The sequence below is a fragment of the Geodermatophilus sp. URMC 64 genome (genome assembly GCF_053502555.1).
In genome coordinates this window covers 3,506,432-3,522,606 of sequence record NZ_CP199955.1, presented here as the reverse complement: position 1 = coordinate 3,522,606, position 16,175 = coordinate 3,506,432, and the positions used below count along the sequence as shown (strand labels likewise).

Here is a 16,175-nt window from a genome sequence, read left to right as displayed (position 1 = left end):
GTCGTCACACAGAGGAAACGAGCGGACTGGATCATGGCGAGCATGGACCGACAGCAGGAGTTCGTCCTGCGCACCCTCGAGGAACGCGACATCCGCTTCGTGCGGCTGTGGTTCACCGACGTCTCGGGCTACCTGAAGGCGGTGGCCGTCGCCCCCGCCGAGATCGAGGCGGCCTTCGCCGAGGGCATCGGCTTCGACGGTTCGGCGATCGAGGGCTTCGCGCGGATCTACGAGTCCGACATGCTCGCCAAGCCCGACCCGGGCACGTTCCAGGTGATGCCCGCGCGCGAGGGCCGGCCCAGCGACACCGCGCGGATGTTCTGCGACATCACCCTGCCCGACGGGTCACCGGCCTGGGCCGACCCCCGGCACGTGCTGCGGCGGACCCTGGCCAAGGCCGCCGACATGGGCTTCACCTTCTACACCCACCCCGAGGTCGAGTTCTTCCTGCTCAAGGACCTGCCCACCGACGGCAGCTGCCCCGAACCGGCCGACACCGGCGGCTACTTCGACCTGTCCACGCACAACGTCGCGCACGACTTCCGCCGCGAGGCGGTCTTCGCGCTGGAGGCGATGGGCATCTCGGTGGAGTTCAGCCACCACGAGGTCTCACCGGGGCAGCAGGAGATCGACCTGCGCTACGCCGACGCGCTGTCGATGGCGGACAACATCATGACGCTGCGGCACGTCGTCCGTGAGGTGGCGCTGGCCCAGGGCGTGCACGCCACCTTCATGCCCAAGCCGTTCACCGACCTGGCCGGCTCGGCGATGCACACCCACCTGTCGCTGTTCGAGGGCGACCGCAACGCCTTCCACGACGCGTCGGACCCGCTCCGGCTGTCGACGACGGGCAAGCAGTTCATCGCCGGCCTGCTCACCCACGCCCGCGAGTTCACCGCCATCACCAACCAGACGGTCAACTCCTACCGGCGGCTGCTCGCCGGCACCGAGGCCCCGACCGCGGTGACCTGGGGTCGGGCCAACCGGTCGGCGCTGGTGCGGGTGCCGTCCTACAAGCCGTCGAAGGCGAACTCGGCGCGGGTCGAGGTCCGCTCGCCCGACTCGGCGTGCAACCCGTACCTCACCTTCGCCGTCCTGCTGGCCGCCGGGCTGCGCGGGATCGAGAAGGGCTACGAGCTGCCGCCGGAGGCGGAGGACGACGTCTGGTCGCTCACCGACACCGAGCGCCGCGCCGCCGGCTACGAGGACCTGCCGGTGTCCCTCGGCGAGGCGCTGACCGCGATGGAGAGCAGCGAGCTGGTCGCCGAGACCCTGGGCGAGCACGTGTTCGACTTCTTCCTGCGCAACAAGAAGGAGGAGTTCGCCTCCTACCGGAAGAACGTCACGCCGTTCGAGCTGCAGCGCTACCTCCCCGGGCTCTGACCTACCGCTTTCGGCGCCGGAAGCCGTTTCGGCGCCGAAAAGCGCTGATGGGTCGCCGCCCGACTCAACGAAGCCGGCGATTGAGCGTGCCCTGGGGCGTGGCCGAAGATGGGCTGGTCAGGGCTCCTGCCCTGGACGGGCGGCGAGTACCGCACGCTCGTCGCACCAGTTCCTGCGGTGGGGGATCCGTTGGCGGCTCAGACGATCCAGGCATGGATCGCTGCCGGAGCTGCCTTCCTGACGGCGGTTCTCGGGATCTTCAAGTACTTCAGGTACCGGGACAAGCGCGACCGTCTGGCCGCGGTCGGAACGTTTTTCGCCGCCACGGTGGAGGGACTGGCTTCGGACAACGAGACGAAGCGCATGGCAGGCGCCGTCCTCCTGCGCCGGTTCTTCGACGGCCAGACGGAGCAGGGGGAGGCAGGAGCTCCCTACTCGCGAGAAGCCGTCGAGGTCATAGCAGGACTTCTGCGGTCGGAGCCGAGCGAACGGCTCCAGAAGGTCCTGGCAGACGGGCTCCGCTACGCGGTCGATCTGCGTGACATGGATCTGCAGCACTGCGACCTCCGCGAGGCCTACCTCGGCCGGAAGGAAGGGGACAAGCGTCCGCTCGACCTGTCGCGCGCTGACCTCTTCGGGGCTGTGTGCGACCGAGCCTCCTTCAAGGGGGTCACTGCCAAGAAGACGGTCTTCTACCAAAGCACGCTGCTCAAGACGGTGTTCACGGACGCGGATCTGGAGGAGGCCGACTTCCGTGAGGCCCAAATGAAGGGTGCCAAGTTCGGTGGGGCGCGCATCGGCAAGGCACGTTTCGCGGGAGCTCACGACATCCCTGAGAACGTGGCCCGTCTTCTCGACGGCGATCAGGTGGCCCCTGCGGGAAGTGTCGTCCACCCCGATCCGTGAACCGCCCTGGGTACCACTCTTGCGGTGTTCTAGCCGCTCTTGCGGTGCTGCAACGTCGCGGAAGCGTGCAGGACACCGCAAGAGCCACCCGCGCACGCGGGAACAGGGGTCGAACTCGCGCCTCGGGGGTCCTGCAGGACTCCGGAAGGGCGAGTTCGCCCCCAGGAGCGGCGGATCGGCAGCCACCTCCGGGCGGCGAACTAGGCTCGACGCCGTGTCAGCCAGCACCGCCCGCCTGCTCGTCGTCGTCCCCAGCCGCACCGATCCGCCGGCCCGCCTCGGCGAGTGGCTGCGCGCGGCGGGTCTCGAGCTCGACGAGCGGTACGTGCGGGCCGAGGACGGCGGCGACGAGCTGCCCGCCAGCCTCGACGGCTACGACGGCCTGCTGGTGCTCGGCGGCCCGCAGTCGGCGCTGGACCCGCCGGAGGTGAGCCCCGAGCTGGTCGGCGTCCGCGCGCTGCTGCGCCAGGCGATCGCGGACGACGTCCCGACGCTGGCGGTCTGCCTCGGCGCGCAGCTGCTGGCCGAGGTCGGCGACGGGCGGGTCCGCAAGGGCGTCGACGGACCCGAGGTCGGCGCGCTGCTGGTGGCCAAGCGCGACATCGCCGACACCGACCCGCTGTTCCGGCCGCTGCCGATGACCCCCGACGTGATCCAGTTCCACCACGACGAGATCTCGCAACTGCCGCCCGGCGCCACCCTGCTGGCCAGCAGCCCGTTGTACGCCCACCAGGCGTTCCGCGTCGGCCGGCACGTCTACGGGATCCAGTTCCACATCGAGACGACGCCCGAGATCGTCGAGGAGTGGGCCGAGCGGGACGTCGTCGGCGTCGCCGCCAGCCCCTTCGACCGGGAGACGATCTGCGCCCGCTCCGCCGCCGCGCATCCCGACATCGAAGAGGTCTGGGCGCCCTTCGCCGGCCGGTTCGCCGAGCTGGTCCGCACCGCCTCCCGACAGGCCGCCTGACCGTGGCCGGCACCGGCGCCGCCGAGGTGCCGCGCCCGGCCGTCGTCCGGCTGGTCCGGTTCGGCTTCGAGGACGGCGAACGCGCGGCGCGCTACCTGGCCGATCCCTCGCTGGGCCTGTGGGACCTCGAGCGCAACGAGCCGGCCGACCCGGAGGCCGGTCCGGTCGTCTCCGCGCTGGCCCGCGCCGGCGACCCCGACCTGGCGATCCGCTCGCTGCACCGGCTGGTCGAGTCCCTCGACCGCGAGGACCCCAGCGGCGGCTCGGCCGCCGCGCTGCTCGCCCGCCTGCGCGGCTCGGCCCTCCTGCGCAGCCGGCTGCTGTCCCTGCTCGGCGCCAGCGCCGGGCTGGCCGACCACCTGGCCGCCAACCCCGGCGACTGGACGGTGCTCGACAGCGACTCCCGCGGCTCCGCCCGGCCCACGGCCCACGCCCTCGAGCGGCAGATGCTCGCCGCGGTCGGCGCCGACCCCGACGACCCGCCGTGGGGCGTCCGGCTGGGCAAGGCCGCGCCCGATGCCGCCCCCGACCGGGTCACCGGCCTCCGGCTGGCCTACCGGCGCGCGCTGGTCTCCCTCGCCGGCCGCGACCTGGGCGAGAACCTGTCGGCCGAGGACGTCGCCGGCGAGCTGGCCGACATCGCCGCCGCCGTCCTCGGCGCCGCGCTGGCGATCGCGGTCGCCGAGCAGCCGGCCGACGCCGCCGCCTGCCGGCTGGCCGTCATCGGCCTGGGCAAGTGCGGCGGCCGCGAGCTGAACTACGTCAGCGACGTCGACGTCGTCTTCGTGGCCGAGCCGGTCGACCCGACCGACGCGGAGGCGCCGGCCGTGCAGAGCGCGACCCGGGTCGCCGCCGCGCTCATGCGGATCTGCCGCGAGGCCGCGTGGGAGGTCGACGCCGCACTGCGACCCGAGGGCAAGGCCGGCGCGCTGGTCCGCACGATCACCGGCCACCGGAGCTACTACGAGCAGTGGGCCAGCACCTGGGAGTTCCAGGCGCTGCTGAAGATGCGGCCGGTCGCCGGCGACCCCGACCTGGGCCGCGCCTACGTCGAGGCGCTGTGGCCGCTGGTGTGGAAGGCCGGTGACCGGCCCGGCTTCGTCGGCGAGGTGCAGGCCATGCGCCGCCGCGTCGAGGACAACATCCCGGCGGCCCACGCCGAGCGGGAGCTCAAGCTCGGCCGCGGCGGGCTGCGGGACGTCGAGTTCGCCGTCCAGCTGCTGCAGCTGGTCCACGGCCGCGCCGACCCGAGCCTGCGGGTGGGCGGCACGCTGCCCGCGCTGATGGCACTGCGCGCCGGCGGCTACGTCGGCCGGGACGACGCCGACACCCTCATCGCCTCCTACCGGTTCCTGCGCACGGTGGAGCACCGGCTGCAGCTGCTGCGCATGCGCCGCACCCACCTGCTGCCCACCGACGAGCAGCAGCTGCGCTGGCTGGCCCGCTCGCTCGGCTACAAGCCCGACCAGCGCGGGGACGCCGTCGCCGTCCTGCGGCACGAGCTGGGGCTGCACAACCGCGAGGTCCGCCGGCTGCACGAGAAGCTCTTCTACCGCCCGCTGCTCACGGCCGTCGCCCGCGTGCCCGGCGAGCAGCTGCAGCTCGGGTCCAAGGCGGCGGGGGACTGGCTGCGGGCGCTCGGTTTCGCCGACCCCGAGGGGGCGCTGCGGCACATGGCGGCGCTCACCGGCGGCGTCTCCCGCTCCGCGTCGATCCAGAAGTACCTGCTGCCGGTGCTGCTGCAGACCTTCGCCTCCTCCGCCGACCCCGACGCCGGGCTGCTGGCCTACCGCAAGGTCAGCGAGGCGCTGGGCGGCAACCAGTGGTTCCTGCGGCTGCTGCGCGACGAGGGCCAGGTGGCCGAGCGGCTGGCCATGCTGCTCGGCTCGAGCCAGTACGTGGCCGGCCTGCTGACCCGCACGCCGGAGGCGCTCAAGCTGCTCGCCGACGACGCCGAGCTCGAGCCACGCAGCGCGGCCGCCCTCGCCGGGGCGTGGCGGTCCGCGGCCGGGCGGGCGCCGGACGCGCAGGCCGGCATCCGCGTGCTGCGCGGGCTGCGCCGCCAGGAGCTGCTCCGGGTCGCCTGCGCCGACCTGCTGGGCCGGCTCGACGTCGTCCGGGTCGGGCAGGCGCTGACCGACATCGCCATGGCCACGCTGCAGGCCGGGCTGGACGTCGCGCTCCGGGCGCACGCGCACGAGACCGGCATGGACGTCGCCGACGTCCCGATGGACCTCGCCGTCATCGGCATGGGCCGGCTCGGCGGCGGCGAGATGGGCTACGGCTCCGACGCCGACGTGCTGTTCGTGCACCGGCCCCGCCCGGGCGCGGACCAGGGCAAGGCCGCCGCGGCCGCCAACGCGGTGGCCCACGCCCTGCGGCGGCTGCTCGGCGAGCCCGCGCCCGACCCGGCCTTCGACGTCGACGCCGACCTGCGGCCGGAGGGCAGGAAGGGCGCGCTGGTGCGCAGCCTCGACGCCTTCCGCGAGTACTACGAGCGCTGGGTCGACGTCTGGGAGGTGCAGGCGCTGCTGCGCGCCGTCCCGGTGGCCGGCGACGAGGAGCTCGGCGGCGATTTCGTGGCGCTGATCGACCCGCTGCGCTACCCGGACGGCGGCCTCTCCGCCGAGCAGGTCGCCGAGATCCGCCGGATCAAGGCCCGGGTGGAGCGCGAGCGGCTGCCGCGCGGCGCCGACCCGGCCACCCACACCAAGCTCGGCCGTGGCGGGCTGGCCGACGTCGAGTGGACCGTCCAGCTGCTGCAGCTGCAGCACGCGGCCGAGGACGACGCCCTGCGGGTGCCCTCGACGACCGACGCGCTCGCCGCCCTCCAGCAGCACGGGCACCTGACCGCGGACCAGGCCGGTGCGCTGCGGGCCGCCTGGGAGCTGGCCAGCCGGGCGCGCAACGCGATCTTCCTGGTGCGCGGCCGGCCGAGCGACCAGCTGCCGCGGCCCGGCCTGGAGCTGGCCGGCGTGGCCCGGGCCTGCGGCTACGGGCCCGACCAGGACCCGGGCCGGTTCGTCGACGACTACCGCCGCACCACCCGGCGGGCCCGCGGCGTCGTGGACGAGATCTTCTACGGCACGGGAGGCTGAGCGCCGTGTACGTGCCCGCGCACTTCGCCGCACCCGCCGACGCCGTCGACCGGCTGCTGGCCGCACCCGGCGCGGTCGACCTGGTGAGCAGCACCGCCGACGGGCTCACCGCCACGACCCTGCCGATGCTGCACGACCCGGACGCCGGGTCGCTGGTCGGCCACCTCGCCCGGAGCAATCCGCAGTGGCGGGAGACGATCGGCGACGTCCTGGTGATCGTCCGCGGCCCGGACGCCTACGTCTCGCCGGGGTGGTACGCCAGCAAGGCCGAGCACGGCCGCGTCGTCCCGACCTGGAACTACGTGGTCGCCCACGTGCACGGCGAGCTCGTCGTGCACGACGACCCGGGGTGGCTGGACGCGCACGTCCGCCGGCTCACCGACACCCACGAGGCGGCCCGCGACACCCCCTGGGCGGTGGCCGACGCGCCGGAGCGGTTCGTGGCCGGGCAGCTGCGGGCGATCGTCGGGATCGAGGTCCGGATCCGCCGCGTCGAGGCGAAGTGGAAGATGTCCCAGAACCGGCCGGGCGCCGACATCGACGGCGTCGTCGCCGGGCTGACTGCCGACGGCCGCACGGACGTCGCCGACGCGGTCGCCGAGGCGCGACCCGCGGATCGCTGAACGACCCGGTGCCGGATGCCTCTGGCGTGTCGCGCCGGAGGGGGCCAGCCTGGGCGCCGATCCGCATCGTTGCCGTGGACGGGCGGCACGGGGGAGCGGCTGCGGCGCCGCGGAGGTCCCGCACGTGTCTTCCACGCTCGTCCGTTCCCTGATCGCCGAGTTCGTCGGCACGCTGCTGCTCGTCTTCCTCGCCGTCGGCGCGGCCGTCGCGGGGGTCACCGGCGACGGCCTCGTCTCCGGCGTGGTCGGCGTCGCCCTGGCGTTCGGCCTGGTGCTGCTCGCCCTGGCCTACGCGATCGGCCCGATCTCGGGCTGCCACATCAACCCGGCGGTCACCCTCGGGGTGCTGCTCTCCCGCGGCATGACCGCGAGCGAGGCCGGTCTCTACTGGATCGCCCAGTTCGCCGGCGGCATCGCCGGCGCGGCGCTGCTGAAGCTGATGACCAGCGGCTTCGGCGACGTCACCGACACGACCGGCGCACTGGGGTCGAACGACTGGGGCGCGAACATCAGCGCGGCCGGGGCCTTCCTGCTCGAGGTCCTGCTCACGATGGTGCTGGTCACCGTCGTGCTGCTGGTCACCGGCCGCTCGGCCACGCCCGGCTTCGCCGGCCTGGCGATCGGCCTCACCCTGACCGCGGTGCACCTCGTCGGCATCCCGCTGGACGGCACGTCGGTCAACCCCGCGCGCTCGCTCGGCCCGGCGCTGTTCGCCGGCGGCGACCCACTGGCCCACGTCTGGCTGTTCCTGCTCGCCCCGCTGGTCGGCGCGGTCGTCGCCGTCGGCGTCGTCCGGGCACTGACGCCGCCGCTGGTCACCGAGGAGGCCCTCCGCGAGGACGCCGGGCCCGTCGACCGGACCGGCGCCCAGGTGCCCGCCGAGGGCATCCCCGGTGCGCGGCGCCCGGCGGAGGACGAGGAGGCGGTCGAGACGCGGCGGACGCCCCCGCCCGGGTGACCCCGGGTGTGCCGCCCGCCGTTCCGGGGCAGGGGAGGGGCGTGTCCGAGCCGGAGGATCCCCGCGCCACCATCACCCCGTACCGGGACGGCCCGCTGATCGTGCGCGGCGACTTCCGGCTGGTCGACCAGGACGGCGTCGAGATCGATCCCGGCCGCGACACGATCGCGCTGTGCCGCTGCGGCAAGTCGGGCATCAAGCCGTTCTGCGACGGCACCCACAAGCGCGCGGGCTTCTCCGCTCCGAGCGCGCCGTCGCGCCCGCGGCCCGCGGCCCAGATCCTGCGTTCCGCCCGGGAGCAACGGCCCTAGCTGCGAGGGCTCCGCGGTTCACCGCGGGCAACGACGTGCGCGGATGGCGCATGTCTGTGACGAGAACGCGCCTTCTGTGCACATCGCTGCCGACCACCGGGGCCGGCGCGGTCATCCTCGCGTCTATCCGACCGAGCGGGGTGACGGGGACCGCCGGGCGGCAACGATGTGCGCCGTGGCCGCATTTCAGGCCGTGATTTCCCGGCCTGAGCGCACACCGTCCCACCCGGCGAGAGCCCCGTGCCCGCGGCGAGCGGCAGCGCCGGCTCAGCCGCGGTGCTCGGTGAGCTCGCCGTCGTCGGGGGTGACCGCCGGTGCGGCGGCCGGGGAGGGGGAATTGCTGTCGCGCCACCATCGCATGAAGCAACCTTCGCCCGAACCGGATCGACGTTGAGCCGGAACCGGAACGATCTGCAACCCCACAGGTCAGGCTGCCACCGGTGCGGCACGCAGCACGGAGGCCCCGGACTCCCAGGTCGCCAGCAGCTCCCGGGCGGCCAGGCCGTCGACGGCGAGCGCGCAGGCCGCGCCGAAGAGCACGTCACCGGCCAGGTCGGGGGACTCGGCGACCAGCGAGCCGCACATGTCGACCGCGGCGATCTGCTCGTGGACGGCGTCGGCCTCCACGTGCTCGTCGTAGAAGACCGTCGTCCGCTCGTCGAAGCCCAGCCGGCGCAGCCCGGCGGAGTAGCGGCGGCTCGGCTCGGACGACGTCATCTCCACCGCGGTGAGGTGGCCCAGCGCGGCAGCGCGCCACCGGCGGTGCAGCCCGAACAGCGACATCGTGTTCACCGAGGCGAAGGCGATCGCGGGGGCGTCGTCCCACAGCGCGCCGTAGGCGGCGTCGAGATCCAGGTCGCGCATCATCCCGGCGAACAGCTCGCTGTGCATGCGCTCGGGCGCGCCGCCGCCGTACTCGTCGGCCTGGATCTCCACCATCGCGGCCTTGGCCCGCCCGCCCAGGCGGGGAACGGCGAAGGTGTGCGGATCGCCCTCCTTGAGGTGGTACACCGACCGGACGGTCAGGTACTCCCGCCACTGCTCGACGGTGCCCTTGCGCGCCAGGAAGGACGACAGCGACGGCGAGTCGTCGGCCGCGATCAGGGCGGCGAGCTGCCGGTCGATCGGGTCACCGGTGGCCTCGATCGGGCCGGCCAGCGCGCGCAGCGCCTCGATATGCCGGCGCTCGAGCAGGGCGCGCAGCCGCAGCAGCTCCGGGTCCCACTCCCACTCCTCCGCGACCCCGTCGAACCCGCGGTAGTGCAGCTCGTAGCAGACGGCCAGGGTGAGCTGCAGGTCGTCGTCGAGCAGCGGGTCGGCCGCGGTGGCCGCCACGCGCTCGGCGAGGGCGAGGGTGGTCGCGGACAGGGTGGTGCCGCCGGCCAGGTCGGCGCGGACGGCGAGGCTCAACGGGCCCCTCGGTTCGGGGAGCTGCATGCCGGCAAGCATGCCCACGACCAGCGCGTTCGATGCGCCCCTGTGTGCGAAGTCCCCCGGGGGTAGGACAGGCGGCATGAGCTCGCTGCGCGACCGCGTCGTCCTGGTCACCGGCGGTAGCGCCGGCATCGGCCGCGCCACCGTCCACCGGCTGGCCGCCGAGGGCGCCCGCGTCGTCACCTGCGCCCGGCACGGGGACCGGCTGACCGAGGCGCTGGCCGGCGTCCCCGGGGCGACCGGCGTGGTGGCCGACGCGGCCGACGCCGCCGACCGGGCGATGCTGCTCGAGCGAGTGCTCGCCGAGCACGGCCGGCTCGACGCCGTCGTGCTCAACGCGGGTCTGGGCTGGGCGGGGCTGTTCGAGGACATGCCGGGCGAGGCGGTGGAGGGCACGGTCGCGCTCAACCTCACCGGCGTCATCGAGCTGACCCGGCTCGCGTTGCCGCACCTGTTCGCCGCCGCCCGCGACCGGGGCCGGGGCGACGTCCTCACGATCGGCTCGGCCGCCGCCTGGTCGCAGGTCCCGCCGCTCACCGTCTACTCGGCCACCAAGGCCGGCGTGCAGGGGTTCGTGAAGGGGCTGCGCCGCGAGGTCACCCGCCGCGGCGTGCGGGTGCACACCGTCAACCCCGGCTTCGTCGCCACGGAGTGGCTGGTCCGGGGCCACGGCTACGCACCGATCTCGGACGACGACGCCCGCGGGCGGCTCGCCCCGGGGATCGACCCCGCGCGCGTGGCGGAGGCGGTGGCGCGCTGCCTCACCGCGCCGGGGTCGCGCACCGTCGCCGTCCCCCGGTGGTTCGGGGTGGCCCGCCTCGGCGAGGTGACCCCGGTGAACCGGCTGCTGGACGCCGTCCTCGCCCGGCAGACCGAGCGGATCCGCACCGGAACGGAGCGGATGCTGGCCAGACGTGACGTGCATCACACCGAGGCGGGTGAACGTCCCGGAGATTGATCCGGTTCCGGCGGGGCAGAACGGTTTCCGCTTACAACCGAATGAGCCCAGCCTGGAGGCCTGAGTGACGACGACGCGCGAGGCACCGGCACCCGGCGTGATCCGCAGCCTCATCCCGGCCCGGATCGACCGGTTGCCCTGGTCCCCGTACCACACCCGCATGGTGATCGCGCTGGGGATCGCGTGGATCCTCGACGGCCTGGAGATCACCGTCGCCAGCGCGGTCGTGGAGCGGCTGACCGAGGAGGACACCCTCGCGCTGTCGTCGACGCAGGTCGGGCTGATCGCGTCGGTCTACCTCGCCGGTGAGGTCGTGGGCGCGCTCTTCTTCGGCCGGCTCTCGGACAAGCTGGGGCGTCGGAAGCTCTTCATGGTCACGCTGGCGGTGTACCTGATCGGCAGCGGCCTGACCGCGCTGACGCTCGGCAACAGCCTGGCCTGGGTGGGCTTCCTGTACCTCACCCGGTTCATCGCCGGGATGGGCATCGGCGGCGAGTACGCCGCCATCAACTCCGCGATCGACGAGCTGATCCCCGCGCGCTTCCGCGGCCGGGTCGACATCGCCGTCAACGGCACCTACTGGGCCGGCGCGGTCCTCGGCACGATCGGCACCTTCATCTTCCTCAACGCGATGGAGCCGGGCGTCGGCTGGCGGCTGGCCTTCCTGCTCGGCCCGGTGCTCGGTCTGGTGATCCTCGTCGTCCGGCGACACCTGCCCGAGAGCCCGCGGTGGCAGATCATGCACGGCCACCAGGAGGAGGCCGAGCGGACGATCGACTTCATCGAGCACGAGGTCGAGCAGGGCGGCCGGCAGCTGCCGCGGGTGCCCGAGGACAAGGCGATCGACCTGACGCCGGCCGAGGACATCGGCTACTTCGCCCTCGCCCGGGTGCTGTTCAAGGAGTACCCGCGCCGGGCCGTCTACGGCGCCTCGCTGATGATCACGCAGTCGTTCCTCTACAACGCGATCTTCTTCACCTACGCGCTGGTGCTGGGCAACTTCTACGGCGTCGACTCGGGCACCGTGCCGCTGTTCCTCATCGCCTTCGCGGTGGGCAACCTCGCCGGCCCGCTCACCATCGGGCACCTGTTCGACACCATCGGCCGCAAGAAGATGATCGCCGGCACCTACATCCTCTCCGGGGTCCTGCTGGCGGTCACCGCGTTCCTGTTCCGCGCGGACGTCCTCAACGCGACCACGCAGACCATCGCCTGGACGGTGATCTTCTACTTCGCCTCCGCCGGCGCCAGCTCGGCCTACCTGACGGTCAGCGAGATCTTCCCGCAGGAGGTCAGGGCGAAGGCGATCGCCGTCTTCTTCGCACTGGCGCAGATCTTCGGCACGTTCGGCCCGTTCATCTACAGCGCGCTGATCGGCGAGGGCCAGTCCCGGATCCCGCTGTTCTACGGGTACCTGCTCGGCGCGGGCGTGATGGTCCTCGGCGGGCTGATCGCCGCGTTCATCGGCATCGCGGCCGAGAACAAGTCGCTGGAGGACGTCGCCACGCCCTTCGCGGCGCGGCGCGCCGGCAGCACGCGGGTGGAGGGCTCGGCCTCGCCGCGCTACACCAGCTGACCCCTCGGCCCCGTGGCCCCCGACCCGCCCGGGTCGGGGGCCACGGCGCGTCCCGGGGTGGTGACGGCGCTCCCGGCGCGCAACCCTGGAGGCGATGGGCGACAAGTGGGGCGACGAGCGCGTCACCGCGTGGGTGCTCGCGCTGATCGTGCTCGTGCTCGTGCTCTGGGCCGGGCAGCTGTTCGCCTCCTGAGGCGCCTGCCGCCTCGTCGACGGGCGGCAGGCGCAGGTGCCTTGCCAGTTCCTCGACGGAGGGGTTCCCTTTCGCCGAACCGTTTCGGACGGCGAGGGGGCGCAATGGACTTCCTGCAACCGACGTCGTGGGCGCAGGCCCTGGCGCTGCGCGCCGAGCGGCCGGACGCGCTGCCGATCGCCGGTGGCACCGACGTCATGGTGGAGCTCAACTTCGACCGGCGCCGGCCGGGAGCCCTGCTCGACCTCGGGCGGGTGCCCGAGCTGCGGGAGTGGTCGAGCGGCGACGGGGTGGTCCGGCTCGGGGCCGGGGTGACCTACGCCCGCGTCATCGATGAGCTCGGCGCGCAGCTGCCCGGCCTGGCCATGGCGTCGCGCACGGTCGGGTCACCGCAGATCCGGATCCGGGGGACCGTCGGCGGCAACCTCGGCGCGGCGTCCCCGGCCGGCGACGCGCACCCGCCGCTGCTGGCCGCCGACGCGGTGGTCGAGGTGGCCTCGGCCGAGCGGGGGAGCCGGATGGTCCCGGCCGCCGAGTTCTACACCGGCGTGAAGCGCAACGCCCTCGAACCCGACGAGCTGATCGCCGCGGTCGTGGTGCCGACGGCGGCCGGCCCGCAGCAGTTCTGCAAGATCGGCACCCGCAACGCGATGGTCATCGCGGTGACCGCGTTCGCCGTCGCCCTGTACCCCGACCGGCGGGCGGTGGGCACCGGCATCGGCTCGGCCGCGCCCACCCCGCGGCGGGCTGGGGAGGCCGAGGAGTTCCTCGCCGGCGAGCTGGACGCCGCCGGCCTGTGGGACTCCCGCGCCGTCCTGCCCGAGTCGCTGGCCGGCGCGTTCGGCGAGCGGGTCGCGGCGGCGGCCGACCCCATCGACGACGTCCGCGGCAGCGCGGCCTACCGGCGGCACGCGCTGTCGGTGATGGCCCGCCGAGCGGTCACCTGGGCCTGGGACGACCTGCGGAAGGCGGCATAGCAGCATGCGCGTCACCACCACCGTGAACGGCACCGAGCAGGCGGTCGACGACGTCTGGCCCGGCGAGAGCCTGCTGTTCCTGCTGCGCGAGCGGCTCGGCCTGCCCGGGTCGAAGAACGCCTGCGAGCAGGGCGAGTGCGGGTCGTGCACCGTCTACCTGGACGGCGAGCCGGTGTGCTCGTGCCTGGTGGCGGCCGGCCAGGCGATCGACCGCGACGTCGTCACCGTCGAGGGGCTCGCATCGGGCGAGTCGTTGCACCCGGTCCAGGAGGCGTTCGTCGAAGCAGGCGCCGTCCAGTGCGGGTTCTGCACGCCCGGGCTGGTCGTCGCCGCGCACGACCTGCTGGTCCGGGTGCCGTCGCCGTCGGACCTGGAGATCCGCGAGGCGCTGGCCGGCAACCTCTGCCGCTGCACCGGCTACGAGAAGATCCTCGACGCCGTGCGGCTGGCCGCCGCCAAGCAGGTGCAGCCGTGACGTCGACGAGCACCCGCCCGGCCGGGCCGACCACGACGACCGGCCGGGTGGGGGACAGCCCCCTGCGGCCGGACGGCACGCTGAAGGTCACCGGCGAGTTCGCCTACGCCAGCGACCTGTGGCACGACGACATGGTCTGGGGCGTCACGCTGCGCAGCCCGCACCCGCACGCGCGGATCCGCGGCATCGACCTCACCGAGGCGCTCACGGTGCCGGGAGTGTTCGCCGTCCTCACCGCCGACGACGTCCCGGGGGAGAACGCCTACGGGCTCGAGCACGCCGACCAGCCGGTGCTGGCCTCCGGCGAGGTGCGCTACGAGGGCGAGCCGGTGGCGCTGGTGGCCGCCGACCACCCGGAGACCGCCCGCCGGGCGGCCCGGCGGATCCGCGTGGACTACGAGCCGCTGCCCGCGGTCACCGATCCGCGCCGGGCCCTGGACGACGACGCGCCGCCGGTCAACCCGGCCGGCAACCTGGTGCGGCACCTGAAGCTGCGCCGCGGCGACCCGGGCGCCACCGCGCCCGTGGTCGTCTCGCTCGACTTCGAGGTCGGCATGCAGGACCAGGCCTTCCTCGGCCCGGAGTCCGGGCTGGCGGTGCCGGCCGAGGACGGCGGGATCGACCTCTACGTCGCCACCCAGTGGCTGCACGTCGACCAGCGGCAGATGTGCCTGGCGCTGGGCATGCCGCCCGAGAAGGTCCGGCTGACCCTCGCCGGCGTGGGCGGCGCGTTCGGCGGGCGGGAGGACCTCTCGGTGCACATCCACGCCTGCATGCTGGCGCTGCGCACCAGCCGGCCGGTGAAGATGGTCTACGGCCGGGAGGAGTCCTTCTACGGCCACGTGCACCGCCACCCGGCCTGGCTGCACTACGAGTTCGGCGCCGAGCGCGACGGCACGCTGGTCTACGCCAAGGCCGACACGCTGCTTGACGGCGGGGCGTACGCGTCGTCGACGACGGCGGTCGTGGGCAACGCCGGGACGCTGGGGCTCGGCCCGTACCGGATCCCGAACGTGGCCGTCGACGTCCGCGGGGTCTACACGCACAACCCGCCGTGCGGCGCGATGCGCGGGTTCGGTTGCGTGCAGGCGGCGTTCGCGCACGAGGCGCTGATGGACGAGCTGGCCGAGGTGCTCGGCCTCGACCCGGTCGAGATCCGCGTGCGCAACGGCATGCGCGAGGGCGACCGCAACATCACCGGCCAGGTCATCGACTCCGCGGCGCCGGTCGCGGAGCTGCTGCAGAAGGTGCGCGACCTGCCGCTGCCCCCTCCGGCCGAGGGCGAGCGGGACCTGCTCACGCTGCCGGGCGCGGTCGGCAACACCACGCACGGCGAGGGCGTGCGGCGCGGGATCGGCTACGCGGTCACCTACAAGAACATCGGGTTCTCGGAGGGGTTCGACGACTACTCGACCGCGCGGGTGCGGCTGCAGCTGACCGGCGGGGAGGCGGTCGCCACCGTGCACACGGCGGCGGCCGAGGTGGGGCAGGGGCTGATCACGATCCAGCCGCAGATCGCCCGCACCGAGCTCGGCGTGGAGCGGGTGGTCGTCGTCCCGGCCGACACGCAGGTGGGGTCCGGCGGGTCGACGTCGGCGTCCCGGCAGACCTACGTCACCGGCGGCGCGGTGAAGGCCGCCTGCGAGGCGGTGCGCGCGACGGTGCTGCAGCGGGCGGCGATCGCGCTGGACCGGCCGGTCGGCTCGCTGTCCCTGGACGGCGAGAAGATCGTCGGGCTCTCCGGCGAGGTGCTGACCAGCCTGGGCGACGTCCTCGGGACCGACGCGGTCGAGGAGACCGTCGAGTGGCGGCACCGGCCGACGCACGCGGTCGACCCCGAGACCGGCCAGGGCGACGCGCACGTGCAGTTCGCGTTCTCCGCGCACCGCGCCGTGGTCGACGTCGACACCGAGCTCGGCCTGGTCAAGGTGGTCGCGCTGGACACCGCGCAGGACGTCGGCAAGGCCATCAACCCGGACGCCGTGATCGGGCAGATCCAGGGCGGCAGCGCGCAGGGCATGGGGCTGGCGCTGATGGAGGAGGTCGTCGTCACCGACGGGCACGTGCGCAACCCGTCGTTCACCGACTACCTGATCCCGACCATCCTCGACATGCCGCCGATGCGCATCGAGCTGCTCGAGTACGCCGACCCGCACGCGCCCTACGGGGTGCGCGGGGTGGGGGAGCCGCCGACGATCTCCTCCGGCCCGGCGGTCGCGGCGGCCGTGCGCGCGGCGACCGGTGTGAAGCTGCGCCGGGTGCCGATCCGCCCCGAGCACATCGCCGGCACGTGAGATCCTCGGCGAGATCGGCGAT

At 73.8% G+C, this 16,175-nt stretch carries 13 protein-coding genes; 12 read left to right on the top strand and 1 reads right to left on the bottom strand.

Going from position 1 to position 16,175, the window contains the following annotated elements:
* The first annotated feature begins 42 nt into the window (after window positions 1-42).
* The 7 genes from ACWIYF_RS17130 to ACWIYF_RS17100 all read left to right on the top strand — a co-directional run bounded on the left by ACWIYF_RS17130 (window position 43) and on the right by ACWIYF_RS17100 (window position 8,246).
* Window positions 43-1,383, top strand: coding sequence for a glutamine synthetase family protein (locus ACWIYF_RS17130; protein WP_448624034.1), 1,341 nt, complete (start codon window positions 43-45; stop codon window positions 1,381-1,383).
* Between the two features lie 108 nt (window positions 1,384-1,491).
* Complete coding sequence (locus ACWIYF_RS17125) at window positions 1,492-2,289, top strand: pentapeptide repeat-containing protein (protein ID WP_448624033.1); 798 nt, start codon at window positions 1,492-1,494, stop codon at window positions 2,287-2,289.
* A gap of 214 nt (window positions 2,290-2,503) precedes the next feature.
* The gene (locus ACWIYF_RS17120) at window positions 2,504-3,256 is read left to right on the top strand and encodes a type 1 glutamine amidotransferase (RefSeq protein ID WP_448624032.1); all 753 of its coding nucleotides are present in this window, start codon (window positions 2,504-2,506) and stop codon (window positions 3,254-3,256) included.
* A gap of 2 nt (window positions 3,257-3,258) precedes the next feature.
* Window positions 3,259-6,354 carry a bifunctional [glutamine synthetase] adenylyltransferase/[glutamine synthetase]-adenylyl-L-tyrosine phosphorylase gene (locus ACWIYF_RS17115; RefSeq protein WP_448624031.1) on the top strand — a complete coding sequence of 1,032 codons (3,096 nt, stop codon included), beginning with the start codon at window positions 3,259-3,261 and terminating at the stop codon, window positions 6,352-6,354.
* Between the two features lie 5 nt (window positions 6,355-6,359).
* Window positions 6,360-6,977: an FMN-binding negative transcriptional regulator gene (locus ACWIYF_RS17110; RefSeq protein ID WP_448624030.1), complete on the top strand. Its 618-nt coding sequence runs from the start codon at window positions 6,360-6,362 to the stop codon at window positions 6,975-6,977.
* A gap of 124 nt (window positions 6,978-7,101) precedes the next feature.
* On the top strand, window positions 7,102-7,935 hold the full coding sequence (locus ACWIYF_RS17105) for an aquaporin (RefSeq protein WP_448624029.1): 834 nt from the start codon (window positions 7,102-7,104) through the stop codon (window positions 7,933-7,935).
* A gap of 41 nt (window positions 7,936-7,976) precedes the next feature.
* Window positions 7,977-8,246 carry a CDGSH iron-sulfur domain-containing protein gene (locus ACWIYF_RS17100; RefSeq protein WP_448624028.1) on the top strand — a complete coding sequence of 90 codons (270 nt, stop codon included), beginning with the start codon at window positions 7,977-7,979 and terminating at the stop codon, window positions 8,244-8,246.
* Window positions 8,247-8,672: 426 nt separating this feature from the next.
* Here the strand turns inward: ACWIYF_RS17100 and ACWIYF_RS17095 are convergent, their stop codons facing one another.
* On the bottom strand, window positions 8,673-9,683 hold the full coding sequence (locus ACWIYF_RS17095) for an iron-containing redox enzyme family protein (protein ID WP_448624027.1): 1,011 nt from the start codon (window positions 9,681-9,683) through the stop codon (window positions 8,673-8,675).
* 76 nt (window positions 9,684-9,759) lie between these two features.
* On the opposite strand from ACWIYF_RS17095, the gene ACWIYF_RS17090 reads away from it, so the two are divergent.
* The 5 genes from ACWIYF_RS17090 (at window position 9,760) to pucD (ending at window position 16,153) form a co-directional block, all read left to right on the top strand.
* Window positions 9,760-10,638 (top strand): SDR family NAD(P)-dependent oxidoreductase, encoded by an 879-nt coding sequence (locus ACWIYF_RS17090; protein WP_448624026.1) that lies wholly within the window; start codon window positions 9,760-9,762, stop codon window positions 10,636-10,638.
* A 64-nt stretch (window positions 10,639-10,702) separates the two neighbouring features.
* Window positions 10,703-12,214, top strand: coding sequence for an MFS transporter (locus ACWIYF_RS17085; RefSeq protein ID WP_448624025.1), 1,512 nt, complete (start codon window positions 10,703-10,705; stop codon window positions 12,212-12,214).
* A gap of 297 nt (window positions 12,215-12,511) precedes the next feature.
* Window positions 12,512-13,384, top strand: a complete 873-nt coding sequence (locus ACWIYF_RS17080; protein WP_448624024.1) for an FAD binding domain-containing protein — start codon at window positions 12,512-12,514, stop codon at window positions 13,382-13,384.
* Window positions 13,385-13,388: 4 nt separating this feature from the next.
* Window positions 13,389-13,859 carry a (2Fe-2S)-binding protein gene (locus tag ACWIYF_RS17075; RefSeq protein ID WP_448624023.1) on the top strand — a complete coding sequence of 157 codons (471 nt, stop codon included), beginning with the start codon at window positions 13,389-13,391 and terminating at the stop codon, window positions 13,857-13,859.
* A complete protein-coding gene (gene pucD, locus ACWIYF_RS17070) occupies window positions 13,856-16,153 on the top strand; it encodes a xanthine dehydrogenase subunit D (protein WP_448624022.1) in 2,298 nt (765 codons plus the stop codon). Before ACWIYF_RS17075 ends, pucD begins: the two co-directional genes overlap by 4 nt.
* Window positions 16,154-16,175: the final 22 nt, after the last annotated feature.